Annotated in this window: 18 protein-coding genes; 7 read left to right on the top strand and 11 right to left on the bottom strand. The window is 60.3% G+C overall.

Annotated features, from left to right (window positions below; all coding sequences use genetic code 11):
- Window positions 1-8 precede the first annotated feature (8 nt).
- The 4 genes from EQV90_RS02150 to cpaB are packed head-to-tail and all read right to left on the bottom strand — an operon-like array spanning window position 9 to window position 4,665.
- Window positions 9-1,283 carry a CpaF family protein gene (locus EQV90_RS02150; protein ID WP_003439258.1) on the bottom strand — a complete coding sequence of 425 codons (1,275 nt, stop codon included), beginning with the start codon at window positions 1,281-1,283 and terminating at the stop codon, window positions 9-11.
- A complete protein-coding gene (locus EQV90_RS02145) occupies window positions 1,280-2,479 on the bottom strand; it encodes a pilus assembly protein CpaE (RefSeq protein WP_003439255.1) in 1,200 nt (399 codons plus the stop codon). Before EQV90_RS02145 ends, EQV90_RS02150 begins: the two co-directional genes overlap by 4 nt.
- The gene (locus EQV90_RS02140; protein WP_240877697.1) at window positions 2,476-3,702 is read right to left on the bottom strand and encodes a type II and III secretion system protein family protein; all 1,227 of its coding nucleotides are present in this window, start codon (window positions 3,700-3,702) and stop codon (window positions 2,476-2,478) included. Before EQV90_RS02140 ends, EQV90_RS02145 begins: the two co-directional genes overlap by 4 nt.
- A 27-nt stretch (window positions 3,703-3,729) precedes the next feature.
- Window positions 3,730-4,665 (bottom strand): Flp pilus assembly protein CpaB, encoded by a 936-nt coding sequence (gene cpaB, locus EQV90_RS02135; RefSeq protein WP_010656224.1) that lies wholly within the window; start codon window positions 4,663-4,665, stop codon window positions 3,730-3,732.
- Window positions 4,666-4,999: 334 nt separating this feature from the next.
- On the opposite strand from cpaB, the gene EQV90_RS02130 reads away from it, so the two are divergent.
- Both EQV90_RS02130 and EQV90_RS02125 read left to right on the top strand, forming a co-directional pair.
- Window positions 5,000-5,224 (top strand): Flp family type IVb pilin, encoded by a 225-nt coding sequence (locus EQV90_RS02130; protein ID WP_240877696.1) that lies wholly within the window; start codon window positions 5,000-5,002, stop codon window positions 5,222-5,224.
- A 5-nt stretch (window positions 5,225-5,229) separates the two neighbouring features.
- On the top strand, window positions 5,230-5,619 hold the full coding sequence (locus EQV90_RS02125) for a response regulator (protein WP_240877695.1): 390 nt from the start codon (window positions 5,230-5,232) through the stop codon (window positions 5,617-5,619).
- 497 nt (window positions 5,620-6,116) lie between these two features.
- Here EQV90_RS02125 and pbpC read toward each other — a convergent pair whose 3' ends face one another.
- Complete coding sequence (gene pbpC / locus EQV90_RS02120) at window positions 6,117-8,459, bottom strand: peptidoglycan glycosyltransferase PbpC (RefSeq protein WP_240877694.1); 2,343 nt, start codon at window positions 8,457-8,459, stop codon at window positions 6,117-6,119.
- Between the two features lie 86 nt (window positions 8,460-8,545).
- Between pbpC and EQV90_RS02115 the strand changes: the two genes are divergently transcribed.
- Window positions 8,546-8,839 carry a hypothetical protein gene (locus tag EQV90_RS02115; RefSeq protein ID WP_003439243.1) on the top strand — a complete coding sequence of 98 codons (294 nt, stop codon included), beginning with the start codon at window positions 8,546-8,548 and terminating at the stop codon, window positions 8,837-8,839.
- Between the two features lie 118 nt (window positions 8,840-8,957).
- Here the strand turns inward: EQV90_RS02115 and EQV90_RS02110 are convergent, their stop codons facing one another.
- Entirely contained in the window at window positions 8,958-13,841 is a 4,884-nt protein-coding gene (locus EQV90_RS02110; RefSeq protein ID WP_240877693.1) for an alpha-2-macroglobulin, read from the bottom strand.
- 287 nt (window positions 13,842-14,128) lie between these two features.
- Between EQV90_RS02110 and EQV90_RS02105 the strand changes: the two genes are divergently transcribed.
- A complete protein-coding gene (locus EQV90_RS02105) occupies window positions 14,129-15,475 on the top strand; it encodes an MATE family efflux transporter (protein ID WP_003439240.1) in 1,347 nt (448 codons plus the stop codon).
- 6 nt (window positions 15,476-15,481) lie between these two features.
- Here the strand turns inward: EQV90_RS02105 and EQV90_RS02100 are convergent, their stop codons facing one another.
- The 5 genes from EQV90_RS02100 to EQV90_RS02080 form a co-directional block, all read right to left on the bottom strand.
- The gene (locus EQV90_RS02100; protein ID WP_003439238.1) at window positions 15,482-16,348 is read right to left on the bottom strand and encodes an alpha/beta hydrolase; all 867 of its coding nucleotides are present in this window, start codon (window positions 16,346-16,348) and stop codon (window positions 15,482-15,484) included.
- 89 nt (window positions 16,349-16,437) lie between these two features.
- Window positions 16,438-18,354 carry an arginine decarboxylase gene (gene speA, locus EQV90_RS02095; RefSeq protein ID WP_003439236.1) on the bottom strand — a complete coding sequence of 639 codons (1,917 nt, stop codon included), beginning with the start codon at window positions 18,352-18,354 and terminating at the stop codon, window positions 16,438-16,440.
- A 195-nt stretch (window positions 18,355-18,549) separates the two neighbouring features.
- Complete coding sequence (locus EQV90_RS02090) at window positions 18,550-18,921, bottom strand: translation initiation factor Sui1 (RefSeq protein WP_003439233.1); 372 nt, start codon at window positions 18,919-18,921, stop codon at window positions 18,550-18,552.
- A gap of 258 nt (window positions 18,922-19,179) precedes the next feature.
- Entirely contained in the window at window positions 19,180-19,719 is a 540-nt protein-coding gene (locus tag EQV90_RS02085) for an NUDIX hydrolase (RefSeq protein ID WP_240877692.1), read from the bottom strand.
- Between the two features lie 3 nt (window positions 19,720-19,722).
- A complete protein-coding gene (locus EQV90_RS02080) occupies window positions 19,723-20,793 on the bottom strand; it encodes a DUF2333 family protein (protein ID WP_003439227.1) in 1,071 nt (356 codons plus the stop codon).
- 367 nt (window positions 20,794-21,160) lie between these two features.
- Here EQV90_RS02080 and EQV90_RS02075 point away from each other — a divergent pair, with 367 nt between their 5' ends.
- From EQV90_RS02075 to aroQ, 3 genes are all read left to right on the top strand, one after another.
- Window positions 21,161-23,122, top strand: coding sequence for a methyl-accepting chemotaxis protein (locus tag EQV90_RS02075; RefSeq protein ID WP_240877691.1), 1,962 nt, complete (start codon window positions 21,161-21,163; stop codon window positions 23,120-23,122).
- 73 nt (window positions 23,123-23,195) lie between these two features.
- Complete coding sequence (locus tag EQV90_RS02070) at window positions 23,196-24,974, top strand: protein-disulfide reductase DsbD (RefSeq protein WP_240877690.1); 1,779 nt, start codon at window positions 23,196-23,198, stop codon at window positions 24,972-24,974.
- Window positions 24,975-25,104: 130 nt separating this feature from the next.
- The gene (gene aroQ, locus EQV90_RS02065; RefSeq protein WP_003439222.1) at window positions 25,105-25,560 is read left to right on the top strand and encodes a type II 3-dehydroquinate dehydratase; all 456 of its coding nucleotides are present in this window, start codon (window positions 25,105-25,107) and stop codon (window positions 25,558-25,560) included.
- The last annotated feature ends 22 nt before the right edge of the window (window positions 25,561-25,582 follow it).

The following is a 25,582-nucleotide window of genomic DNA, read 5'->3' as shown; positions in this document are numbered from 1 at the left end:
GGCGCGCCTCAGCCGTTTGCATTCAAAATGGGGTCACGACGCAACTTGTCACCTGCCGGGTTCAAGGCTTCGCGCATAAAGCCAAAACCGGTGCGTTTATCCAGCCGGAACAGGGTGTTGGTGACATAAACATCGTCACGTACCCCGACCACTTCCAGTACCTCACTGACGCAGCGCCGGCCATCCGGCATGCGGGTCAGCTGAATGATCACGTCCAGAGCGGCACAGATCATCTGACGCAAGGTTTTTTCCGCCACCGTACGCCCTGTGAGACCCACCAGGGTTTCCAGGCGCAGCAACGCATCTTGTGCAGTGTTGGCGTGCACAGTGCTCATGGAACCGTCGTGACCGGTGTTCATCGCGGTCAGTACGTCGAGCACTTCAACACCCCGGATTTCGCCAAGGATGATGCGGTCCGGGCGCATCCGCAGGGCGTTGCGGATCAGGTCGCTGGATTTGACTTCACCGTGGCCTTCAGCATTTGGCGGCCGGGTTTCAAGACGCACCACATGGGGATGGCCGAGCTGCAATTCCGCCACGTCTTCGATGGTGACCAGACGTTCGTGGGGGTTGATCAACTGGCTCAGAATATTGAGCAGCGTGGTTTTACCGGTGCCGGTACCGCCGCTGATCAAGATGTTGCAGCGCTTGCCTACCGCTTCCTGGAAAAACTCGTAGATCGGCTGATCAATGGTCTGCATCGCCACCAGGTCGCTGCTTTTGAGCATGTCCTTGCGAAATTTCCGGATCGACAGGCAAGGACCGTCCAAAGCAATGGGCGGAATGATGGCGTTGACCCGGCTGCCGTCAGGCATGCGCGCATCGACCATCGGCGAGGACTCGTCAAGGCGCCGGCCCAGCGGCGCCAGAATGCGCTGCATCACCCGCTCGACGTGATGATCGTCGATAAAGCGCAGATCACTTTGACTGAGCAACCCCTCGCGTTCGACAAACACCCGGTGCGGTCCGTTGACCAGAATCTCGGTCACCGCCGGGTCACGCAGCAGCACTTCCAGGGGACCGAAACCGGTCAGTTCGTCGACGATTTCTTCAGCCAGGCGCTCCATCTCGTAACGGGAAATGGCCAGATGCAGGCGCAACACGTATTCAGCGACCCGCTCGGTGACAAACTGCGACAGGACCTGGCGTGAATCTTCCAGCAGGTTCTTCCCGGTCTCCTCGATGGCATCAATGATATAGCGATGCAGTACCAGCTTCAGACCGTCATGGTCCGCACGCCCGTCCTTGTACAGGCCCGAGCCGAACAACTGTTCCCCGGTCATTTCGGCCCCCACAGGCGGTTGAGCCAACTAGCGGATTTGGCCGGTGACTTCCCCGGCAGTTGCGAACGCCTGGCCAGCCGCTCACCGAGTTTTTGCAGACCCTGGCTCAGGGCTTCCCGCGGGCCCAGCTCAAACAGAGTGATGCCTTGGTTTTTCGCATTGATCCGTAATTCGGGACTCGCCGGTAATGTGGCCAGTACTGGCAAGCCAAAGCTTTTGGCCAGTGCATCGGCATCGGGAGCCACGCCACGCATATAGCGGTCGACCAGTAACCCCGCGTGTTCAAGCTTCATGCCCTTGGTGCGCCAGACACCCAGTACCTCCAGGTTACGCCGGCAATCGAGTACGTTTTGATCGGTGTAAAACAGCAACTTGTCGCAATGGCTGACAAAGGTGCGCAGTGCTTCGCTGTCAGGCTGGCCCGTCAGATTGACCACGATATGCTGGAAGTGCTGCCGCAAGGCGCTGAGCAACATATACAACTCGGCGGCGCTGGTCTGCTCCAGAGGCTCGTCGTTGTCGCTGTGCACCAGGATTCGCAAGCCTTCCGGCGTTTTGGTAAATGCACTGTCGATCAAGGTGCTGTCCAGGCGGCGTAGATGACGCAGGGCATCCCCAAAGAAAAACGAGCTCTCAAGGCTCAACTGCGTCAGGCCATCGCCACGGGGCACCCCCAGATCGAGGAACAGGGTTTTTTGATCATGCTTTTGCACCACCAGCCCCAGGTGGCAGGCGAGCAATGCACCGTCGGCATTGCATTGGGCACTGAACAGTACGGTCAGCCCCCCAAGCTCCGTGTTCGGAGTGACTGGCGGCAAGCGCTTGCTCAAGCGCCGTACCAGCCCGGCCACTTCACTGGAGCGCGAACCGTAGGCAACAAAGTCCCGCGCCCCGGCACGCATGGCATTGAGCACCAACTGGTTATCCATGCCATCGCCCAGGGCAACCACGGCCAGCATCGGCTTGGCTTCCAGCAGGCCCTCGATCAAGGCGCACTGAGACACGACTTTCTCGCGGTCCAGTCCTACAAAAACCAGGCCGGCGAAAGTGACATCAATCAATGCCAGCAACTCATCGAGACTGCTGGTGCCTGCGCCCACGACCTGGCCAAGTGGCGCCAGGGCGCCCTGCAGCCATTCAAGATCGGTATTGCTGCGCGTCAGCGCGAGAAAGGTCTGGCTCAGGCTTTGGCTCATTGTGACAACCCGCTACGGGTATTGAATTTACCGTTCTCAAGGAAATACAGGCGGTACCAGTTAGGGTCGTAATTACGCAGTTTTTCGCCGGGCATGGCTGGCAATTGCGCATTCACGGCAAGCGGCTGGACCAGATGCGGGGTCACAATCATCAACAGTTCTTTTTCTTCACTGCTGGTGTTGGAGTCGCGGAAAAATGCACCCAGGATGGGGATATCCCCCAGCCCCGGGAATTTGTTCACCTGGGCACTGTTACGCGAACTGATCAGGCCGCTGATCACAAAGCTCTCGCCATCGGCCAGGGAAATACTGGTGTCGGTACGGCGAACGTTAAGACCCGGTACTAATGTGCCGGCGATATTCACCGCATTGGTGTAGTCCAGCTCACTCACTTCGGGTGCGACTTTGAGCATGATGCGGTCACGTCCGACCACGGTCGGGGTCAGCGTCAGGCGGATACCGAATTCCTTGTACTCAATCGACACGTTGTCGCTGCCGCTGCTCGGGACCGGGATAGGCACTTCGCCACCCGCGAGGAAGGTTGCACTCTGACCGCTTAACGCCACCAGGCTCGGACGCGCCAGGGTGTAGGCAAAACCGCTGCCCTCCAGCGCGTTAATCATCGCCTTGACCCGGCCACCGCCGAAGCCGATGTTGAAATACTTGCCATTAGCCACCGGGCCGCCGGTAATGATGTTTTCCGCACTGGAGATAAACGAACCGGGAGAGCCAAACAAAAAGTCTTTACCCATGCCAAAGATCTGGGTGCTGGCTTCCTGCATTTTGGTGCGATTGACTTCGACAAAGCGAATATCGGTCTGTACCTGGCTGGGCAGGGTCGGATCTGCCGAAGGCGGCAACGAAGCGCTGGTATAGCCCGTGGCAGCTTTGCCCGTGACGAACACCATGCTCTGACGCGGCGCCTTGGAGCAGGCGGTCCAGACCATCAGGCTGGTGGTTCCCGGCGCAACACCGGTGAGCAAAAAGGCGTTGCTGCCATTGGCGAGCACATCAGCCACGGCCGGGTCACCTACCGCAATACGGGTAATACTGACCGGCGAGTCCAGCGCTTGCTGGGCCCCCTGGACCACTTCCAGTACCGAGGGTAACTGGCCGAGTGCAGCGCAATTATTTGAAGCAGCCAGTGCCATTTCAAATGGCAGGCTGCTTAAGATCAGCGTCCAGAAAGCTCGTTTGTACAGCGGAACGCAACGGTATCTCATGCTGGGCTTCCCTTGCAGATCATATTTTTATTGAGCGGGCCGTTGGGTGTTCTGACTGCCGCGAATGATTTCAATACCGCGCTCGCGCTGGGCCACGGGGTTACCTGCAACAGGTGCTCGCACCGGGCTGGCCATGGCTAACTGGTTAAACCGGTACAGGCTGCGCTTGGCGTTCTCAATATTGCTGGGCGACTCCTGCTGCCCTGCCCAGTACTTGCTCAAGCGCTTTTCCTCGGCGCTGCGTACGGCCAGACGCAAGGTACCTGCCTGAGTGGCAAGCATCAGTTGATTGATCAAGGGTTCTGGAACCGCCAGCACCGCGGTGCGCGCAGTGGCACGGCGTTGCGCTTGCTTGAGGGCTTCTTCGGCATTCAGCGGTGGACTGGCCAGTTGGCCATCGTTGGTCAGGCCCAACTCATCGCCCACGCTCAACACCCGTACGGCTGGCAGGACGATTTGCGCGGACTGTTGCGGATTGGCGGTGTCCTCACGCAAAAACAGCAGGATATCGACGTAATCACCCGGGGTTAACTGCCCTCCCGCGCCGGTCACTTCATCAATGGCCACGGCCAGTGCACGCTCATCAGGGCGAATCATGCGAGCCAGGGGCCCGCCCACTTCAAAACTCTGCTTGCTCAACCAGGTGCCCGCAGCAAGCGCTCGCCACGGGGTAAGGCCCACAGCCTGATCGATAGACGTCAGGCTGCCAACGGGTGCAGTCTGAAGTTTTTCCAGGGTCAGATCTTCGGCCGTCAAGGCCACATGGGGGGGAACATCACGGGCTAACACCACCACTGGCTGGCGGGTTGTATCCTCAACTGCGGCAACCTTCTGCTCGACCAGCTGGGTCACCGGCACTTCGGCAACCGGCTGCTGACGGGTCAATACCAGCCCCCAATAACCGGCCGCGATGGCACCGATAAACAAAATGGCCGCCAATACCAGGCTGCGTCGATTGTTCATTAATAAACTCCCTTTACAACTGCACACCGCAGGTCAAAAATAAATCATTCGCAATCAGGCAGCCCTACCCAATAACGCTGTTTGAACCATTTCGCTATTTGAACGTAGCGCAGGCAAAGCAAAATGCCATTAGCGGCTTTAAAAATCTCTATTTAATTGCGAATAGTTTGATTTACCACACATTTTCAGCGTTCTCATTTGGATTAATACTTTATGATTAGTGCTTTTTTACAGTTGCTTGAAAGTTATTTATTGCCAATGCTGTACTGGCAGATGGAAATCACGCAACTTTGAAGTTAAGCGGTGCCCGACCGGTGCACTAAGGAGATATCAGATGTTTTTAAATACTGTTCTGAAAGTGTACGTGCCGACCCAACTTTTCGTGGCGCGCCAGGTCAAATTATTTGCACAACGCACCGAGGGCGCTTCAGGTATTGAATACGCACTTATCGCGGGCATGGTCGCCGTGGCAATCATCACCATCGTCACGCCTATCAAAACGGCAGTGACATCGATCTTCCAGGCTATCTCTACTGAACTGACTTCTGTCGCCGGCTAAAGAGTGTGAGTATTTCTTCTTCCCGCCAACAGCTTCTCCTAGTGGATGACGAAGAAGATGCACTGCTGGAGTTGACCGAACTGCTAGAGGGCGAGGACTTTTGTTGCTATACCGCAACATCAGTCAAACTCGCCCTTTTGCAGTTGACCCGACATCCGGACATTGCGCTGGTCATCACCGACCTGCGCATGCCGGAAGAGAGCGGTGTTGAACTGATCAAACGTCTGCGTGAACACACTTCGCGCCAGCACTTACCGGTGATTGTCATTTCCGGACATGCCGACATGGACGACGTAAGCGACCTGTTACGTTTGCAGGTACTGGATCTGTTCCGTAAACCCATCTACCACGTGCGCCTGCTCGACACCCTCGACAACCTCTTCCCGAAGCTCTAGCCGGCTGCGGCCTGCTGTGGCTCCTTGCCCAAGAATCTGTGGTTGTCTGATTGGCCACGGTTTGTGTATGTCACTCATACTCTTTGCAGCACAGACAATGCAGCTCACTCTAGTGAACTGCATTGCCCACTGGTCAGCGGGCATTTAATGCCCATGCACCTGGACCGCCTGGATTCGAAAGCGCTCTGCTCTGATGTCAGAGATACATTTCATTGGTCTAGACATCACAACCCCACAGGATTTCATAAACAATCTGTCACTTGGTATTAACGCCTTATATAACAAACTCCACAAAACCAAACACAGGCATGAAAACAAACAAGATATATAAAATAAAAAGCCCCGCGAACAGGGTTTCTCACTAAAGTTATTACACTATTTAATATACTTTAGCTTCTTCCAGGCATTCTCCCGAATCTTGTAACCTCGGGCGTTTTGCATAAACAGCCCCGCCGCCCCTCGTATTTCCCCCATAGCCGCGGCCCTTGTTGCTCGCATCACTGCACCACGCTGAACTCAACGCGCGCGGTTTGTCCGCTTTGGTCAAGCACGCTCAGCTCATAACGGCCCACGTGTTCAAGTGTGGTGTTGAGCGCCGCCTGATGCTCGCTGTCCCCCAAGGGTGCGCCATTGAGGAACCACCAGCGCCGACCGTCGCCACCCAGGGCAGAAACGCTGAGCCGCAGCGCAGCCTGACTTGCTGCTGGACGTCGCAGCCGGTCGCCATCGCGAACCCCTGCAATCGACAGCTCTGTCACCGAGCTCAAGGGCGGCGGCGGGCATTGCGTCGAGGCCATCGGCAGCCGTGCTTCACGCCGCTCAATGCGAGGCAACCAAGGCTCAAGCGGTGCTGGCCAGAGCGCCACTTCGCGCATCTGCGCGGTGCTGCATTGCGGGCCGACCCGCAAGCCCCGGGCATCGACCCAGATTTTCTCCCGCAACCCCACGCCCAACGGCTGATCGGCGGCGAGCAACGTCGGCGGCGTGGTGTGATCCAGGGTCCAGGCAAAGCGCTGACGCCGGCAATCGGGGTCTCTTTTGCTCAATGGCTGGCCCAGCGGCCAGCAAATAGCGGCCACTGCGACTGTATCCGGCACCGGCTCCACGGGGGTAACAATGCCGCGCTGGCTGTCGCGATTGCTCAGCACATCGTGGACTTGCAACATCAACGGCGCCGCCGACGCCAGGCCAAACTGTCCGGGCACCGGCGTGCCATCCGGACGCCCGACCCATACCCCGATCAAGTAACGCGGCCCGACCCCAATGGCCAGCGCATCACGAAAGCCATAGCTGGTGCCTGTCTTCCAGGCCAGCGACGGACGCTGTACCAGTTCGGCATGGGGGTCGCGATCCGGTCGCGCTTGCCCGCTGAGAATGCGCCGGATGATCCACGCCGAACCGGGGGACAGCATGCGCCGCTCGCGCAGCTCATCCTGGGGTTGCAACCGCAGACGAGCGCTTTTGCCGCCACGGGCCAGTGCGCTATAGCCGCTCACCAGGTCCTCCAGGCGGCTCCCGGCGCCGCCCAGAATCAGCGCCAGACTGGGCTCGGCCAACGCCGGCAGGCTCAGCGGCACGCCGCCGTTGCGCATGTCTGCGGCAAAGCGTTTGGGCCCATAGGCCTCAAGCAACTGCACCGCCGGCAGGTTCAGCGACAGGGCTAACGCCGAGCTGGCCGATACCGGGCCACTGAACCCCATGGAAAAGTTGCCCGGCCGGTAATCGCCATAACGCCGGGGTACATCCTGCAACAGAGACTCGGAGTGAATCAGCCCGGCGTCCATCGCCATGCCGTACAGGAACGGCTTGAGCGTGGAGCCTGGCGAGCGCATGGCGCTGATCATGTCGACATGGCCAAAGCGTCGCGCATCGTTGATATCGACCGAGCCCAGATAGGCCCGCACGGCCATGTTGCCGGTTTCGACAACCACAATGGCGGCCGAGGTGTGCTCGGGCAAACGGGCGCGCCAGCCCAGGAGCAAGTCTTCAAGGCGACGCTGCAAACTGGCGTCAATGGTGGTACGAATCAGCGGCGGGCTATGGGGCCGGTTTAGCCGTCGCGCCAGCAGCGGGGCCAGACTCGGTTCCAGCCGCGGGGCCAACAACAGAGGTTCTTCAAGCGCCTCGTTGACCGCCGACTGTGGCCACACCTGATACTCGGCCAGACGCCGCAGTACCTTGTCCCGCGCCACTTGCGCCCGCCCCGGGTGACGGTCGGGACGCAGCCGGCTGGGCGCCTGGGGCAGCACCGCCAGCAGCGCCGCCTCGGAGCGCGTGAGCTGCTGCGGCGATTTGCCAAGGTAAGCCCAACTGGCCGCGGCCACCCCTTGCAGCGTGCCGCCGAAGGGCGCGCGGTTGAGGTACAGATTGAGGATCTGATCCTTGGACAGATGCCATTCCAGCTGTGCCGTGCGCCACAACTGCCGAGACTTGCCAAGCAAGGTGCGCTCATGGGGATCGAGCAGGCGTGCCACTTGCATCGACAGAGTGCTGCCCCCCGACAACACCCGGCCACCGCTGAGGTTTTGCCAGACGGCGCGGCCCAGGGCCAGCGGATTGACCCCAGGATGCTGATAAAACCAGCGGTCTTCGTAGGTCAGCAACGCCTCGAGGTAATACGCCGACACCTCCCCCGTCTGCACCGGGTAACGCCACACCCCATCGGCGTCGGCAAAACGCCACAGGGGCGTGCCGTCTTCGGCCAGCACCACACGGGCCAGGCCATCGTCAGGCAAGGGCAACGGCCAGATCCGGTCTGCCAGCCACAGCAACGCGCACACCAGCACCACACTGGCGATGCTCCAGCCCAGTATTTTTCCAGTTCTAGAACCCACTAACATTCACTCGCTACGCAACTTTGCATCATGACTGGTTGCCCAATGGGTATCTCTGGCACAGTTGCCATCTTATTGATCGGGACATACCCATGCACGTCGAAAGCTTTGTTGGAAACCTGGGCCTGTGGCTAGGTACTTTTGTCCGTTTTATCGTAGAGAGCCTGAACGGCCTGTTCACTGCCATCACCCAGGCTGGCAGTAACTTCATCGACGGCATGGCTCGCGCGCTGGGCATGGACACATCGATCGTGAGCATTGCCGTGCTGGTGATCGGCCTGCTGTTTTTGTACAGCGCCGTACGCGCGTTCATGCGTGCCTCGATCATTGCCGGGGTGATCTGGTTACTGCTGGGGTTGTGGGTGCTGAGCTGGATTATCAGCTAACTACCCAACCCTTGCAGGAGCAGCCGGTCGACGCTCGATGGCCTCGCGATCTTTTGATCTTGAAAAGCTCGCGAGGCAATCGAGCGTCGACCGGCTGCTCCTACAGTTCAGGTCAGGGTCAGCGGCCCTTGATCACCATCTCGCCCGGGGTCTCGCCCACGGCTTGCCAGTTGGGGCGATACATCGACTCCACTTGCGGCGGCGGTACCCGGTAGGTCCCCGGGGTCACGGCGCGGGCCAGGTACAACAGGTGCGTGGTGCCGGAACCTTCCAGCTTCAGCGCAGCCACGTAGCGATCATCCCGATACTCCTGATGTTGCACATTGGCGTTCTGCATCGACTCGCGCCATTGCTTGACCTGGGTACTGGCATTTTCAAGACTCGCGGCACTTTGCCCAAGGTTCTGGTTTTCCAGCTCCAGACCCGCAGGCAGCAAATCCACCACCAGCGCGTCCGGTACCTGCTGCCTGGCCGTCACCGCCAGATGCACCAGCACCAGATCGCCACTTGCCAGGCTGTCGATATTCAACGGCTCGCCATTCATGCCCAGGTAGTCGCGACGAATGCTCATGTTCTCGCCACCCGCCAGCGGCGCCTGCTGTGGATAACCGGAAATCGTCAGCTGTTGATAAACCGCTTCGCTACCTTCATTGCGCAGGGTCAGCGGCGTGTCCAGCAACGCCCCGTCCAGCTTGAGCCCCGGCTGGCTGTTGTTCAGCTCTCGGGTCTGGCTACCGCTAGCCAGCGTGGCCGTCCAGCTGGCTTCAGGTTTGCCCAGCAAATTACGTCCCGCCAGGAACAGGGAATTACTCTCCTGAGTCGACAACCATTGGCTGGCCGCCAGTTGATCTGACAAATCAAACAAGCGCTGTTCACGCTGGCCGCCGAGCAGATTGTTCTCTTCCAGCAGCGCCAGTATCAGCGCCTGATCACGCAGCGGACTGCCATAATCCCCCAGCCACTGATCGCCCTTACGGGTGGCCGCCAGACCGGCCAGCAACGCCTGATCGGCCCGCGGCTGATCGCCCATCTTCTGCAGGGCAATGGACAGTTGCACCAGCGGCAACCCGGATCGGGCATCGCTGCGCCGTTCAAAGATGCCGCGTAACGCCCCCAATGGCGCCTGTTGGCTGCGGGCCAGAACCAGCGCGGCATAGGCTTGCACCGCAAAGCGGGTGTGATCGAGGTTGTCGCTGTAATCCGCCTCGATCAGGTTGCGCTCCTGCACGTAACGCAGCAGGCGCTCGCTGGCTTTTTTCAAGGCTTCAGCCGGCACCGCGTAGCCCTGGTCCCGGGCACGCAGCAGGAAGTCGGTGACGTAAGCGCTCAGCCAGTACTCTTCTTCACCGTCAGCCCCCCACAAACCAAAGCTGCCGTTAAAACGCTGCATCCCCAGCAGGCGCTCGATACCGAGTTCGATCTTGCGCTTGCGATCGGCATCCGGTTCGCCTTCAAGGCCCAGCCGCTTGAGCAACGCCGCATCCGCATACAGCGCAGGGTACAGGCCGCTGGTGGTTTGCTCCGAGCAGCCATACGGGTACGCCTTGAGTGCGCGGATTTGCTCACCCAGGTTCAGCGGCGGCCGGCTCGACAAACTCAGCAAGGCTTCACGCCCCGCCGGTTCAAAGGCTTGCAGCGCATCTTCCGGCAGGCTCCAGGGCTGATCCTTGAGTACCGCGCGGTAATGCTTGAGCATCGCCGGGTACGCCGGGCGTATACCCAGGGTCCATTCGCGGGTGAACGGCGCCAGTGTTTCCCCTGGCAGTTCGAGGCCATTGACCGTGACCTTGACCGCTCCGGTGCCGAAACCGCCCAGGGCCTTGACCGGGATCTGCAAGGTGCTGCGCTGGCCGGGGCTCAAGGTGACAGGTTGCGCGGCAGTGCCCGACAGGCTCAATTGGCCCCGGGTCTCGAGTTTGACCTCAAGTGTCTGCGGCTTGTCGGTGAGGTTGGACAGGTCCAGCGCTAACCGGGTCTCATCCCGCGGGGCCAGAAAGCGTGGCGCCGCCAGCTCTGCCACCAGGGGTGCGGCGACCACGGTTTTACCTTCGGCCATGCCGTAGCTGTCATCGCTCCAGACTTGCGCCATCAGGCGCAGCTCGCCGTTAAAGTCGGGAATATTGACGCTGACTTCACCTTCACCCTGCTCATTCAGGGTCACGGGTACGCTTTGCAACGCCACGATGTTCACGCTGGTGGCTGGCCGCTTGCCGCCTTTGGCCAGCGCCGCATCACCGCCGAACGCCAGGCTGGCCAGACGGCCCTGCCCGGCTTCGATCAACTGCCCGTAAATATCCAGCTGATCCGCGCCGTAGGCCTTGCGCCCGAACAGGCTGGTGTAGGGATCAGGGGTCGGGTAGCCGGTGATATTCAGCACCCCCACGTCCACCGCTGCCAGCAGTACATGGGCCCGTTCGGGAATGCTGCCATCGGCGTTTCTGGCGGTAAATTTCACGCTCAACGGCTGCTTGGGACGCATTTTTTCGGGCGCATCAAGGGTCAGCGCCAACTTGCGCGCCGTGCGGTCGAGCGGCAGATGCAGCACGCCCACGGCCCGCTTGGGAGTGATATTGGTCTTGCGCTCGCCCGGGCGGATAACCAGCGCGCTCACGTACAGATCGTGACGGGCCCACTTCGGATCGAGTTTGATATCGAAGGTTTTGCCTTCGGCCGGCACCTCGATTTCTTCCCACCACAACGGGCCATCACTGCCTTCAAGCAGCAGGTAACCCTTACCGGCTGCGGGCGGCGTAACCGTTACCCTGGCGGTGTCACCATCGGCATAGGCGGCCTTGTCCAGCGCCAGCTTGACCTGATCGGGGCGCACGGCGCCGCCTTCGGCATTGTCCTGGGCGCGATAACCGGCCCAGAAACGCAAGCTGCTGATCAGCCCGGTTTGCGGGTCTTCAACTTCAACCCGGTATGGGCCCCACTCCACCGGGAAACTGACCTTAGCCGTTTCTCCGGCTTTAACGCTGACGGTTTCCTCGTTGAGATTGAGAAATTTCTCGTTGTAGTGATAGCTCCAGCCGTCGTTGTCCGAGTAGTTCCAGTAGTAATCGCGGCGCTCACGCACCAGCCTTACCTTGAGGTTTTCAGCGGCCAGTTTGTGCCCTTCGCTGTCAGCCACCAGTAACTCGAACTCCGCCGGGCCATCGCCATCGGTTTCAGTGCCGGCAAACAGACCGCGCACCCCCGGCAAGCGCTCGGCGGGCCACACGGGTTGCACCAGACGCCGGGTAATCGGGCGCCCGCCCGACTCCTGCAAACTGGCTTGCACTATCAACTGCAGCGGCGATTTGGCATCGCTCCACTGGCTTTCCAGGCTGATGGTTTCCTGGCCTTCAGCGTTCAGCACGCTTTCGTCCAGCTCCAGATCCTGGGTCAGTTCCGGCTCTGTCACTGAGCCGAACTGATAACCCGGCAAGGCACTGACCGCATCACGCAATGGACGCACATAAACCTGGCCGCTAAGGCGATTGCCTGACGCCGGGGCGCCGTACAAATAACGACCGCTGACTTGAATTTCTGCGGTCTGATCAGGGCGCAGCGGTGCGTCACTGCCCTTGAGTTCCAGCGCCAGGCGCTCGGGCAGGAAGTCTTCAACCTGAAAGTCATACCACAGCGGCTGGCCGTCCCCCAGATCAAAGATCAGTAGCCAGCGTCCGGTCGGCGCCTCCTCGGCCAGTTGCAACGGGTACTGATATAAACCGGAAGCATCGGGCGACCAGACAAACTTGCGGCTGACCTCATTACCCGGACGACGCACCTCGACACTCACCGGCTGCGGCTTGACCGGTCTGCCGTCGCGGTCGCGCAACAAGGCATTGAGCAGCACGGTTTCGCCGGGGCGATACAGATCACGCGGGCCAAACACAAAAAATTGTAGCGGGTGAGCCTGCGGACCGCCAATGTCGAATTCGGCCAGATCCAGCGCCGCGCTGTTCAAACGCAGCAAACTGGTCTGGTCGCCCTGACGCGCCACCAGCACTTCAGCGTCGGACGGCAACGCCAGTTCCGCGTGCCCTTGTTTATCTGTCTTGCCCTGGGCCAGCATCTTGCCCTTGCGGTCAAGCAACTCCAGCTCCACATTGGCCAGTGCGCTGCCACCTTCCAGCGCCTGGGTGAACACATCCAGACGCTTCTGATAACGATGTACGGAAAGGCCGATATCGCTGAGGGTGAACAACGTTGCAGGTGTCGAATAGTTGTAAGTGCCGGACGCCTTCATCACCGCCAGGTAAACCCCCGGCTGCTGCAAAGGCTTGACCCCGGAAATCGGCAGGATCAACGTCTCACGGGTATTGCGTGCCGGGTTCAGGTCAAAGCGAGCGCTGTAAACCAGATCGGCCATGCTCAGCAGATCCTTGGCGTCGTAGCTTTGCAGGCTGCTGTTGCCGCCCCAGCGGCTAAGAAAGTTCGGTAACGATTCGGGTTTGACCCGGAAGAACTCGACATCCACCTTGTCGACGTTCAACGCGATCACCGGCAAGCCTTCAGCCAGGCGGGTGGGTAACAGGTTGCCACGGCTGGCGAAGCCGACAGTGGGCTGCAAGTCACGGGTTTCCAGGCGGCTGACGTACTCGGCGGCGAGCCTGGTGTCGTTGACACCGCGCAGGCCGGGATCGACGGTAAGGATCAACTTGCGCTGCGGCTCCAGGTGCCGCAAACGCAGTTCCATCAGGTTGTCCGACAGCTCCCAGGCGCCATCGACCTTGCCGGATTTAGCGTCAACCAGATGCAATTTTTCGGCGAAGTTCTGCTCCGGGTCCAGAGGCACCGAAAAACTCACGGACAAGGTGCTGGCGCCGTCCAGTTGTACTTCGGAAACATCCACCACACTCAACTCGCGTCCGGCATAGCGCTCGGCCAGTACCTTGACGTCCGGTTTGGCCGCCTGGACGCTGACAGCCGGTGGCGCCCCGGGCTTGTCGGTTGACGATGAATCACAGGCGCTCAGCAGTGCCAGCGCACAAGCCAGGAACAGTCCTTTGTTAAGCATGGTGTACTCGTTGACTAGGCATTGAAGGGAATGACTATATATCAGCGCGCCATGAACTACTGACGCACCGGTCAGATTGACCGTTAAACGGGCGATTGGTTGCGCTGCCCCATGAGCAACACAAAAACGCTGGGAGCTGGCTCGCCAGCGATGCAGGCGCCCCGGTTTTCCGGGTGTTGATGCCATCGCCGGCAGCCGGCTCCCACGGTGGAACTGCCCTGAACTGAAACCCGCCTCCCACACAAATTCTGCGGCCCCGCTACAATGCACTCCCCCAAGGAGCCTGCATGTCTTCCCTATTAGCTGACTGGCGTGACCGTCCTACCCATCGCCGGGTGTGGGCGCTAGCAGCACCGATGATTTTGTCGAACATCTCGGTGCCGCTGGTGGCGCTGGTCGACAGCACTGTAATCGGCCATTTGCCCCACGCCCATCAACTGGGTGCCGTGGCCGTAGGCGCCAGCCTGTATATCTTTCTGGCCTGGATGATGGGCTTTTTGCGCATGGGCACCACCGGCTTCGCCGCGCAGGCCGCCGGGCGTGACGATGGCACCGCGCTGCGGCAAATCCTGGTGCAAGGCTTGCTGCTCAGTGTGCTGTTGTCGATGCTGCTGGGGGCGATAGCTGTCCCCTTCAGCGGCCTGGCCTTGAGCGTGATGCAACCGTCCGCCGAGTTGCATGCCCTGACCCTGGATTTCTTCCATACCCGCCTGTTTGGCCTGCCCGCAGCTTTGGCAAGCTATGCGCTGGTGGGCTGGTTTCTGGGCACGCAAAACGCACGGGCGCCGCTGGCCATTCTGCTGACCACCAACCTGGTCAACATAGCCCTTAACCTGTGGTTTGTCCTCGGTCTGGACTGGGGCGTAGTCGGGTCGGCCCGGGCCTCGGTGATTGCCGAGTGGAGCGGCGCGCTACTCGGCCTGTGGCTGACCCGCGGCGCCCTGGGCAAATTCCCGGGCACGGTCATGTGGGCCGCCTTGCGGGTATGGCACAACTGGAGGCCGCTGCTGGGGGTCAACCGCGACATTTTCATTCGCAGCCTGATGCTGCAACTGGTGTTTTTTTCCATCACCTTGCAGGGCGCCCGGCTGGGGGATGCCACCGTGGCGGCCAATGCGCTGTTGCTCAATGGCTTGCTGCTGGCCGCCCATGCGCTGGATGGCCTGGCCCATGCCGTGGAGGCACTGTGCGGGCATGCCATCGGCGCCCGTGATCGCCTTGCGCTGCGCCGTTCGATGGTGGTTGCATGCGGCTGGTCATTGATGGCCAGTACCGCGTTTGCGCTGCTGTTCCTGTTTGGCGGGCATCTGTTTGTCGAGATGCAAACCGACATTGCCAGCGTGCGGGAAACCGCCTTCCAGTACTTGCCGTATCTGGCGCTGTTGCCGCTGATTGCGGTGTGGAGCTACTTGCTCGACGGGCTGTTTATCGGCGCCACCCGCGCCCGGGAAATGCGCAATGCGATGCTGATCAGCGTCGTTATCGCCTTCCCCGCAGCCTGGGCGCTGCACGGTTATGGCAACCATGGCCTGTGGATCAGTTTTCTGCTGTTTATGGTGCTGCGCAGCCTGACCCTGGGGGTGTATGCGTGGAAGATGCAGCGCAAGGATGAGTGGTTTACTCCAAGAGCGTGATCCGGATCAGTGATCACTGACGAACTCGCCAATGTTATCCAGCACCGGGGCCAACCAACGTAACGGACGTGAAAGCGCCGCCACCAGGGTTACGTGGCTGGTGCGCGTGAAATAGAGTTCCTGAACCGGCACCCCGGCGCCCCGCAACGCAGTCGCCAGCCCCCCGGTATTGCGCGTCGGGTTGACCAGCGTGTCCGTCCTGGCGGCCATCAACAAGGTCGGCGGCGCCTGGCGGCTCACGTGCCGCACAGGCTGCGACTCGGGTGGGGAGTCCGGGTAGAAAAATACTGGCCGCACCGCTTCGTCCTTGATCGGCAAAAAGTCATAGGGCCCGGCCAGGCCAATCCATCCGCGCAAACTGGCAGGACTCATACCTACAGCCCGTAACCACTGCGGATCAAGGGCAAGCATTGCTGCGTTGTACGCCCCGGCGCTGTGGCCCATCAAAAACAGACGCTGCGGGTTGCCGCCATATTGTGCGATGTGTTGATAAGTCCAGCCTGTGGCCTGGGCGCTATCTTGCAGAAACTGCGGATAACGCACCTGTGGATAAAGTCGGTAATCGGCGATAACCGTGGTTATCCCCCGCGAAGCCAATGCTTCACCGACAAACAGGTAATCGCTGCGCGAGCCGCTGTTCCAGCTGCCGCCATAGAAAAAAATCACCACGGGGGCTCCGGGGGCGGGCTGCCTGGGGCGATAGATATCGAGGGCCTGCCGCGGGTCTGCGCCGTAGGCAATATCACGGGTCATGTCGAAGCTGGAGGTCGGGGTCAGGCCGTTGATGATGCGTACCGGCGAGCAGGCGCTGAGCACCCACCCCATCAGCCCGGCGCAAGCCAGTCCCGCTGCCCCCTTGAAGCTGATCAACATGGGGTACGACCTCCGGGCAAAAAAAAACGCTGACCTGCACACATGGCACAGATCAGCGTAGTTCAGTCACCGGAGACCTGGTCGGGCTATCAGTGGCTCGACAGGTACGACGAACGGGTCAGGCCAAGACGCAGTGCATCGAGGTACTGGGTACGCTCTTTGGCACTGATGTTGGCGCTGGCCACTTTGTCGCGGTAGTGGTTCATCAACTCTTCCGGCGACAAGTGCACGTAGCGCAGCATGTCCTCGATAGTGTCGTGGGTCTCGATCCCGGCGTGGTACACGCTGCCGTCGTCGTTCTGGTAGATGTTCACCGAGTCGGTATCACCGAACAGGTTGTGCATGTCACCCAGGATTTCCTGGTAAGCGCCCACCAGGAAGATACCCAGCAAGTAATCCTCGCCTTCATTCAGCCCGTGAACCGGCAGGCTGGTTTCGATGCTCTGCTCGTCCACGTACTGCTTGATCTTGCCGTCGGAGTCGCAGGTCAGGTCTTGCAGTACGGCGCGGCGCAGCGGCTCTTCATCAAGACGGTGCAACGGCAGAATCGGCAGTACCTGGCCAATCGCCCAGGTGTCCGGCAGGCTCTGGAAAACCGAGAAGTTGCAGATGTACTTGTCGGCCAGCTTGTCGTTGAGTTCGTCGAGCACCTGGCGATGGGAACGCTGACGCGCTTTCAACGAGTTGTGCAAACGACGGCACACGGCGAAGTAGCACTGCTCGGCCAGGGCTTTTTCAGCCAGGGTGATTTTGCCGTCGGCGTACTGGGCAGCGATGTCGCTCATGTAGTGCGTGGCGCGCCAGTAGGTTTCGGTGACCATTTCAATATCGGTCGGGCCCAGCAGGTCCACCAGCCATTGCACGGTCTCGGGCAGGATGTCCTTGTTCTCGATTACCGGTACGTCGTCGTTGTGCTTCTCGACGTCGGTCACCTGCACCACCAGCATGGCGTGGTGCGCGGTCAGGGAACGGCCGCTTTCCGAGAAAATGTTCGGGTGCGGCAGGTTTTGCGCATCGCAGAACTCTTTGAGCATGCCTACGACAACGCCGGCATAGTCGTCCATGTCGTAGTTGATCGAGCTGGCGTTGCGCGAGTGCGTGCCGTCGTAATCCACCCCCAGACCGCCGCCCACGTCGATGTGGTCAACCGGCAGGCCGAGGTTGCGCAGTTCGCCGTAGTAGCGGATCGCTTCCTTGAAACCATGCTGGTAGTCCGCCAGGTTGGCGATCTGCGAGCCCATATGGAAGTGCAACAGACGGATGCCCTGATCCAGACCGGCCACCCGGAAGCGCTCAACCACCGACAGCAACTGCGCGGCAGACAAACCGAACTTGGATTTCTCACCGCCGGTGTCAGCCCACTTGCTCGATGCCAGGGACGACAGGCGCACGCGCAGGCCAACCTGTGGCTTGACCTTGAGCGAGGCCGCTTCTTCGATCACCAGGTCTACTTCGGATTCTTTCTCGATCACGATAAACACGTTGTGACCGAGCTTCTGCCCCATAAGCGCCAGACGAATGAACTCGCGGTCCTTGTAACCGTTGCAAACGATGGTGCCACCCTTGGGGGCCAGCGCCAGCACGGCCAGCAGCTCAGGCTTGGAACCTGCTTCAAGGCCGATCGACACGTCTTTGGTGGCGATGATGTTTTCGATCACGGCTTCTTGCTGGTTAACCTTGATCGGGTACAGCGCGGTGTACTTGCTCTGGTATTCCAGACGCTCGATGTTGGCATCGAAAGCGCCGGTCAGCTGACGTACACGGTCTTGCAAAATATCGGGAAAACGCACCAGCAATGGCAAGGACAAGCCACTTTTGCGCAGTTCGTCGACTTGCTCGTACAGATCGATGGGCGAGCTGTTCGGGCCGTTCGGACGTACTTCTACGCGACCGGCTTCATTGATCGCGAAATACCCGGCCCCCCAATGGCGAATCCCGTAAACACTGCGGCTGTCCGCAACTGTCCATTGGCTGCCATCGTCTTTGCGTGTGCGTCGTACGGACATCGAAGTCCCCTATAAAGAAGTCAAATAGCCCAACCTGAAGGCAGGCTGGCGCAGTCTAAAGAGTAAATATGAAGATTAGTCTGCGCAGGGGTAGACCCTGACAACAGCGCGGAGTTTAGAAACCGGTCAGAACAGGCTCTGTGAAAACCATGGCGAGCGACAAAAAGCACTTGGCGGTGGTCTTCACAGAAGCTGCTAGCCGCCGGACTTCTTGGCTTTGAACCCGTGCTTGAGCAGTTCGGCCAACAGCAATTCGACGTGATCGCCCTGGATCTCGATGATGCCGTCTTTCAACGCACCACCGGTGCCACAGCGTTTTTTCAACGTCGTAGCCAAATCCTTGAGCGCGTCTTCCGCCAGCGGCACTCCGGTCACAGTGGTGACTGTCTTGCCGCCACGGCCCTTGCTTTCGCGACGTACGCGAGCAATGCCATCGCCATCGGGGATACGGGTTTGTTTGCAGGTACAGGCGTCCACCGGCTGACGACAGTCCGGACAGTGACGACCTGCGTCGGTGGAAAATACCAGGCCACCAAGGGCGGCGAAGGATGCGGCTTTTTTGGCCACCGGCAATCCTCATATGGAGGACAAAAAATTGGCCGGTGCCTGACACTGTTGCGCCAAGGAGTACCGACCGCGAAGCCCCACTCTGGCAGGGGCAGCGCAACTCAGGCGGGAAAACCGCTTGAGTCTGAAAAAGGTCGCGCAGTGTAACGACAAATGCGCTGCTGCCCAATAGCCAATCGGCGGCAATTTATAAACCAGTCAACCGTAACTTTGCAGGAGCGAGCTTGCTCGCAAGCTTTTAACCTCAACCGCTCGCCCCTACGGCTTGATCTGCGCCAGATAGCGCTTGAGGGCTGCCAGCGAATCCGGGCAAAAAGGCTGTTGCTGACTCAGGCCCAATGCCTCGGCCACCGACATGAAGCAGGCCTGCTGCACCTCTTCAGGCTGCACCTGCAACGGGCCATCCCACACGGCGGAAAAAACGGCGCACCACAGGTGATTTTGTTCGCCTTCGAAGTAAAAGCGTTCATGGGCCGTCAGCGATACGCCGCTCACCCCCAGCTCTTCTGCAAGTTCACGGGCTGCCGACTCGGCGTAGCTCTCATCAACCCCCACCATGCCACCCGCCGCCACATCCCAGAACCCGGGATACAGCGCTTTGCTCAGGGTGCGCTGATGCACGCACAATTCACCGGCAGAGTTGAACAGCAAAATGAAAGTGCCGCGCCCGATCAAGCCCTGCTCACGCAATTGTTGTCGGGGCAAGCCGCCCAGCAGCCGGTCTTGAGGATCAACCCAGGCCACCATTTCGAGATCAGAGGCCGCACGGTGTGCGGCCTCCAGCGCAGAAATCGGCATCACTCAGCCCTGGGACAGCAATTGTCGAAGGTCCATGACCGCCGCGTTGGCGCGGGAAATATAGTTGGCCATGACCAGCGAGTGGTTGGCCAGAACGCCGTAGCCGCTGCCATTGAGGATCATCGGGCTCCAGACCGGCTCCTGGGCCGCCTCCAGTTCTCGAATGATCTGACGCACACTGACCGTGGCATTCTTTTTCGCCAGCACGTCAGCGAAGTCGACTTCAATGGCCCGCAGCAGGTGCGACAGGGCCCATGCCTGGCCACGCGCCTCGTAGAACACGTTGTCGATTTGCATCCATGGGGTTTCTTCTATTTCTTCATCAACCACGGGTACCTGGCCGGGTTTCAGGCTTTCGGTCTTCAGTGCGCCATTGAGCTTGACCCGGCCGACGCTGGCCGACAAACGCTGCGACAGCGATCCCAGACGAGTACCCACATCGCCCAGCCAGTTGTTCAGGTTATCGGCGCGCGCATAGAACAGGGCGTTCTTCTGGTTGGGATCAGACAAGCGCGCCTGGTAGCGGCTCAGGGAATTGATCCCCTCCTGGTACTCCGACTCGCTGGACGGCAGCATCCAGCTCTTGTTGTCGAAGTTGAAACGCGGTTCGGCCTTGGCCAGATCGGCGTCTTCGGCCGACTGCGATTGCGAACGGGCAAAGTCTTTACGCAAGCCGCGGGTCAGGTCACGCACCTGTACCAGCACGCCATATTCCCAGCTCGGGATATTGTCCAGAAACACGCCCGGCGGAAAACGGTCATTGGACAGATAGCCGCCCGGTTTATTGAGCAGGGTGCCGGCCACGGTTTTAAGGGTTTCAACAGTGGTGAACCCCGGAACCATTTGCTTGCCATCCCTCTCGGCAGCCAGCTGGGCGTTTTGCTGCACCGGGAACAAGTCCGGTTCCTGGCTCCAGTACCAGCCCAGACCCAGGCACACCACGACGAAGATCCCCACCAGCACGGCGATTGAGCGGCTAAACAGAATGCTTGTGAAATAGCCACGCGACGGGGCACGGGTCTCCCTGACCGACTCACGGGCACTGCTGCCCTCACGTTTTTTCCAGTCCAGCATGGCTATATCCTTTCAAATTCCAGGTTCAATCGTTCGACCACAACCCTACCTCATAGTGCCTAGGGTCTGTTGGCGTTTCATTGGCTACAGGCTTTTTAATCACGTGCGGGCCGTGCAACTCGCAGGCGGGCCGGTCCGCCCGGCACTATAGAACAAGCACGGACGAGCCATGGTAAATATGGCTGCGCGGCTGTCAATTTCAAGCGGGACAGCCTGATTGGAAACCGGGAGACCGCCTCGGGTCGTGAATCCAGCAATCAAGGCAAATAGCCACTATTTATGCGGAATACCCCCGCCCCGTCACATCGATGTCATACAAACGCCATAACTTCAGGCGCTTCTTACTGCGTAGTAGGCAAAACCCCGCATGCGCCTGAAGCTGCTAACCAACTTGAACACCCTGTTACTGTTCGCCGTATGCCTGGCGCTGGGCGCCACTTTATGGTGGTCGCAGCGGGCGCTGGAGCGTCCGTTCCTGTTGATGGAGCGCTACCTGAGCCTGTCGCAGCTGTTTCAGAATCAAGTTTCGCGCAACATTGAAGACTACCTGGCCAGTGGCGATGCCGTGCGCCTGAGCGAGGCCAACAGCGCGCTGGACAGGCTCCAGACAGCGCTCGACTCACTGCCCCCTGCCCTGGCCCAGGCCTGGCGCCCCAGCCTTGAAGAGCTGAGCCACTTCAGCAACAACCAATTGCTGGCTGCCGGCAAACTGGCCGCAGACCCGCAAGCCCTGCTGCTGCAGGCTGAGCGCGAGCTGGCCGGCAACCTGGAACAGCTCAGCCAGTATGCCCGGCAGGCCAGCACCCCCGAAGCCCGCCTTTATTCTGCGCCGTTGCTGACTGGCGCCCTGCATCTGGCCAGACTGTCCCTGAGCCGGGACAAACTGGTGAGCAGCGCCCGCAGCGAGCTGGCAGGCGAGGTGGAACGCGAACTCGCCAGCATCCGGGCCCAGGCACAGCAGATCGACGCCATGCCCTTACTGGGAGTAAGCGCGCAAAATACTTCCGGCAACGACGATTTCGCCGCGCTGATGGGGCTGCAAACCGAACGCACGACACAGGCCGAAGATGCGGGGATCGGCCTCAAGCGAGAGCTGAACAACCTGCTGAACCGCTACCCCGCCGAACTCAAGCGCACCCAGACCCAAATAGAACAACGGGCCCTGCTCGGCAACAGCACCCACCTGAAACTCAACGCCGTGCAACAGGCAATTGCCGCGCTGGAACCGCAAGTGCGCGCCGAGCACGGGCAGATCCAGAGCGAGGTGAGGCTGATCCAGGGTCTGATGATTGGCCTGATTCTGCTGATCGCACTGCTGATCGACACTCTGCAACGTAGGCTGGCCAAGGTCCTGACCCATTTGACCGGGTCGCTGTCGACCTGGGCCGACGGCGACTTCAGCCGCGACATCCAGCTGGGCAAGACCAATCGCGAGCTGCATGACATTGAGGCTTCGCTCAATCGCCTGCGCCAGTACCTGGTGAATCTGGTGGGCACCCTGCGCCTGAATGCCCAACAGGTCGCCGGCAGCAGCCAGACCCTGGCCGAACTCAGCAACGGCCTGCACGGCGGCGCCGAACGCCAGGCTGTTGATACGGCCCAGATCCGTGACGCACTGGGCGAACTGGAGGCCACCATCACCCAGGTCGCAGGGGATGCCAGCCATGCTGCCGATGCCAGTCGCAGCGCCGGCCTGGCCGTTGCCCAGGGGCAGCGCGTAATAGACCAGAGCCTGACCGGGTTGCGCGCGCTGGTCGGGGAAGTACAAGGCAATGCACAGAGCATCGAACGCCTGGCAGAAGAGTCGGCGACCATTGGCGGGGTCTTGACCGTGATCCGCTCCATCGCCGACCAGACCAACCTGCTGGCACTCAATGCGGCCATTGAGGCCGCCCGTGCTGGAGAAATGGGCCGCGGCTTTGCCGTGGTTGCCGAAGAAGTCCGCTCCCTTGCGCAACGGACCGCAGGCGCCACCAGCGAGATCCAGACCCTGATTGGCGGGCTGCAACTGGCCGCCCGGCAATCGGTTGAGGGCATGCGCGCACAAGTGGAACATGCCCGGGCCACCGCCGAAAAAGCCCAGGACGCTGAAGGCGCGCTGGATGAGATTGTCGATGCGATTACCACTATCTCCGGCACCGCAATGCGCATCGCCGACGTCACCGCACAACAAGGCACGGCTGTGGGGGAGATTCGCAACCACAGTGAGCGCATTCACCAATTGGGCGACGACAACCTGCAACGCATCGCTGTTGCTCGGGACCAGAGCCAGCAATTACTGGAGCTGGGCGGCAAATTGAACTCAGCCGTGCACAGCTTTCGCCTGTAGAAGCGAGCTTGCTGCAGGGCATCTCAGCATTCACTCCGCTATCATGCGCCCACGTTTGATTTGCGAGATTCCTATGCGCCGCCTGTTCCTTGTTCTGTGTTTGCTGCTCGCCGTACCGGCCATGGCCGCCGGCCTGCTGGATAACCGGCCCAGCTCTACCCTGGGTGCAATCAATAACAGCAACGACTTTTTACCGGTGCGTGACGCGTTCAGGCTCAACCTGATCGACAGCACGCCCGAGACCATCAAGCTGCGTTTTGTCCCCACCGAAGGCTATTACCTGTATCGCCACAAGTTCGCCTTTAGCACCGAACCCGCCGATATCGCCCTGGCCACGCCACAGTTACCGCCCGGCGAGCAAAAGCACGATGAGTATTTCGGCGACGTCGAGGTCTATCACGGCATTCTTGATGTCGACATCCCGCGCCCGACCGATGATCAGCGTCCGTTCACCCTGGTGGTCACTTACCAGGGCTGCGCCGACAAGGGTTTGTGTTATCCACCGGAAACCGAACGCCTGAGCATCGGCGGCACCCCGGTGTCGACCGCGACCGGCGACAGTGCCGCACCAGCCATCAATAGCTGGACCTGGCGCGAGCTGGCACTGTTCTTCCTCGCCGGCCTGGGCCTGACCTTTACCCCCTGCGTGCTGCCAATGCTGCCGATTTTGTCGGGCGTGGTATTGCGTGGCCAGGTGGGCGGGCTGCGCGGCTTTAGCCTGTCACTGGCCTACGTGCTGCCAATGGCCGCCTGCTTTGCACTGCTGGGCGCGCTGATGGGGATGTTCGGCGCACAGCTCAACCTTCAGGCACGCCTGCAATCGGTGTGGGTACTGGCGCCCTTTGCCCTGTTCTTCGCGATTTTTGCCCTGGCCATGTTCGGGGTGTTCGAACTGAAGTTGCCGCAAGCCATCAGCAACCGCCTGGATCGCGTTGCCAACCGCACCCAGGGTGGCTCGCTGTGGGGCGCTGCCGTGCTGGGCGTGGTGTCCAGCCTGCTGGTATCGCCCTGCGTCTCGGCCCCGCTGGCGGGAGCATTGCTCTATATCAGTGCCAGTGGCGATGCCCTGGGCGGCGGTTTGAAACTCTTTGCCCTGGGGCTGGGCATGGGCGCGCCCCTGCTGCTGGTCGCAACCGGCGGTGCGGCCTGGTTACCAAAAAGCGGGCCATGGCTGGTCAGCGTCAAAAACGCCATTGGCGTGCTGTTGCTCGGTTTGGCCATCGCCCTGCTCAGCCGCGTGCTGCCGGGCCCCGTTACCCTGCTGTTGATTGGTCTGCTGGCGGCCGGGGTGAGTCTGTTTCTCGGCACTCTGGAGTTCGGCTACAAAGCCCCGCGCCAACGTCTGGCGCAGTTGCTTGGGCTATTTCTGCTGGTTTACGCCCTGGCCTGCTGGTACGGCGCCCTCAGCGGTCAAAGCGACCCGTTCAGGCCGCTTGGACACTGGCAGCCTGCGGCATCCGCCGCCGGCCCGGCCCAAAGCAGCAGTGAATGGCAAACCGTCAGCACCGCAGAGGAGCTGGACAAGGTGTTGACACAAGCCAGTGCCGCCGGCCAGCCGCTGTTGCTGGACTGGTACGCCGACTGGTGTATCAGCTGCAAGGTGATCGAGCACGAGGTCCTGAACAACCCGCAGGTGCTGGACCGGCTCAAAGGCTACCGGCTGGTACGGTTTGACATGACTGCCAGCAATGCCGGGCAGCGCGCCCTGCTCGACCGCTACCAATTGTTCGGCCCTCCGGCACTGATGTTCTTTGGCAAAAACGGCAGTGAAAAAAGTGACTTGCGGGTCATCGGCGAGATCAATGCAGCAGACTTCGCCGAACGTGTCGACAACGCAAATGACCGGATCTAGAGAGCTGGTCACAAACTTTTCGCGAACATCGGTCATCGTGCTGGCTATTGCAGTTAACTGGACAGCGAATCCGCTTTTCGGCATAGTCGCCCGGCATTGATAACTGCACACACATAACAAGGAACAGCAGATGGCGACTTTTCTGGTTCTGCACGGCCCCAACCTGAATTTGCTCGGCACCCGCGAGCCGGGCGTCTACGGCGCTACTACCCTGGCGCAAATCAATCAGGACCTGGAGCAGCGGGCCCGCGATGCCGGTCACCATTTGCTCTATCTGCAAAGTAATGCCGAGTATGAGTTGATCGACCGGATCCACGCTGCCCGCGATGAAGGCGTGGACTTTATCCTGATCAACCCGGCTGCTTTTACCCACACCAGCGTGGCATTACGTGACGCGCTGCTGGCGGTGAGCATCCCATTCATCGAAGTGCATTTATCAAACGTGCACAAACGCGAACCTTTCCGCCATCACTCCTACTTCTCCGACGTTGCGGTAGGTGTGATCTGCGGCCTTGGCGCCAGCGGTTATCGACTGGCCTTGGAGGCCGCCCTGGAACAGCTTGAACTACAAGCTAAACGCCCCTGACCGACCCATTGGGAGTTGACGA

The sequence above is a fragment of the Pseudomonas sp. TMW22089 genome (genome assembly GCF_022496645.1).
GTDB classification, from domain to species: Bacteria; Pseudomonadota; Gammaproteobacteria; order Pseudomonadales; family Pseudomonadaceae; genus Aquipseudomonas; species Aquipseudomonas paraversuta.
Note: the sequence above shows the minus strand (reverse complement) of the source record. Positions and strands in the feature narration are given on the sequence as shown.

Coding starts and splice junctions, on each gene's coding strand:
- cpaB (WP_010656224.1), bottom strand. CDS start 4,665: ATGAACAATCGACGCAGCCTGGTATTGGCGGCCATTTTGTTTATCGGT.
- aroQ (WP_003439222.1), top strand. CDS start 25,105: ATGGCGACTTTTCTGGTTCTGCACGGCCCCAACCTGAATTTGCTCGGC.
- EQV90_RS02075 (WP_240877691.1), top strand. CDS start 21,161: ATGCGCCTGAAGCTGCTAACCAACTTGAACACCCTGTTACTGTTCGCC.
- EQV90_RS02140 (WP_240877697.1), bottom strand. CDS start 3,702: ATGAGATACCGTTGCGTTCCGCTGTACAAACGAGCTTTCTGGACGCTG.
- EQV90_RS02100 (WP_003439238.1), bottom strand. CDS start 16,348: ATGTTGATCAGCTTCAAGGGGGCAGCGGGACTGGCTTGCGCCGGGCTG.
- EQV90_RS02130 (WP_240877696.1), top strand. CDS start 5,000: ATGTTTTTAAATACTGTTCTGAAAGTGTACGTGCCGACCCAACTTTTC.
- EQV90_RS02145 (WP_003439255.1), bottom strand. CDS start 2,479: ATGAGCCAAAGCCTGAGCCAGACCTTTCTCGCGCTGACGCGCAGCAAT.
- EQV90_RS02085 (WP_240877692.1), bottom strand. CDS start 19,719: ATGCCGATTTCTGCGCTGGAGGCCGCACACCGTGCGGCCTCTGATCTC.
- EQV90_RS02080 (WP_003439227.1), bottom strand. CDS start 20,793: ATGCTGGACTGGAAAAAACGTGAGGGCAGCAGTGCCCGTGAGTCGGTC.
- EQV90_RS02150 (WP_003439258.1), bottom strand. CDS start 1,283: ATGACCGGGGAACAGTTGTTCGGCTCGGGCCTGTACAAGGACGGGCGT.
- EQV90_RS02115 (WP_003439243.1), top strand. CDS start 8,546: ATGCACGTCGAAAGCTTTGTTGGAAACCTGGGCCTGTGGCTAGGTACT.
- EQV90_RS02070 (WP_240877690.1), top strand. CDS start 23,196: ATGCGCCGCCTGTTCCTTGTTCTGTGTTTGCTGCTCGCCGTACCGGCC.
- speA (WP_003439236.1), bottom strand. CDS start 18,354: ATGTCCGTACGACGCACACGCAAAGACGATGGCAGCCAATGGACAGTT.
- EQV90_RS02105 (WP_003439240.1), top strand. CDS start 14,129: ATGTCTTCCCTATTAGCTGACTGGCGTGACCGTCCTACCCATCGCCGG.
- EQV90_RS02110 (WP_240877693.1), bottom strand. CDS start 13,841: ATGCTTAACAAAGGACTGTTCCTGGCTTGTGCGCTGGCACTGCTGAGC.
- pbpC (WP_240877694.1), bottom strand. CDS start 8,459: ATGTTAGTGGGTTCTAGAACTGGAAAAATACTGGGCTGGAGCATCGCC.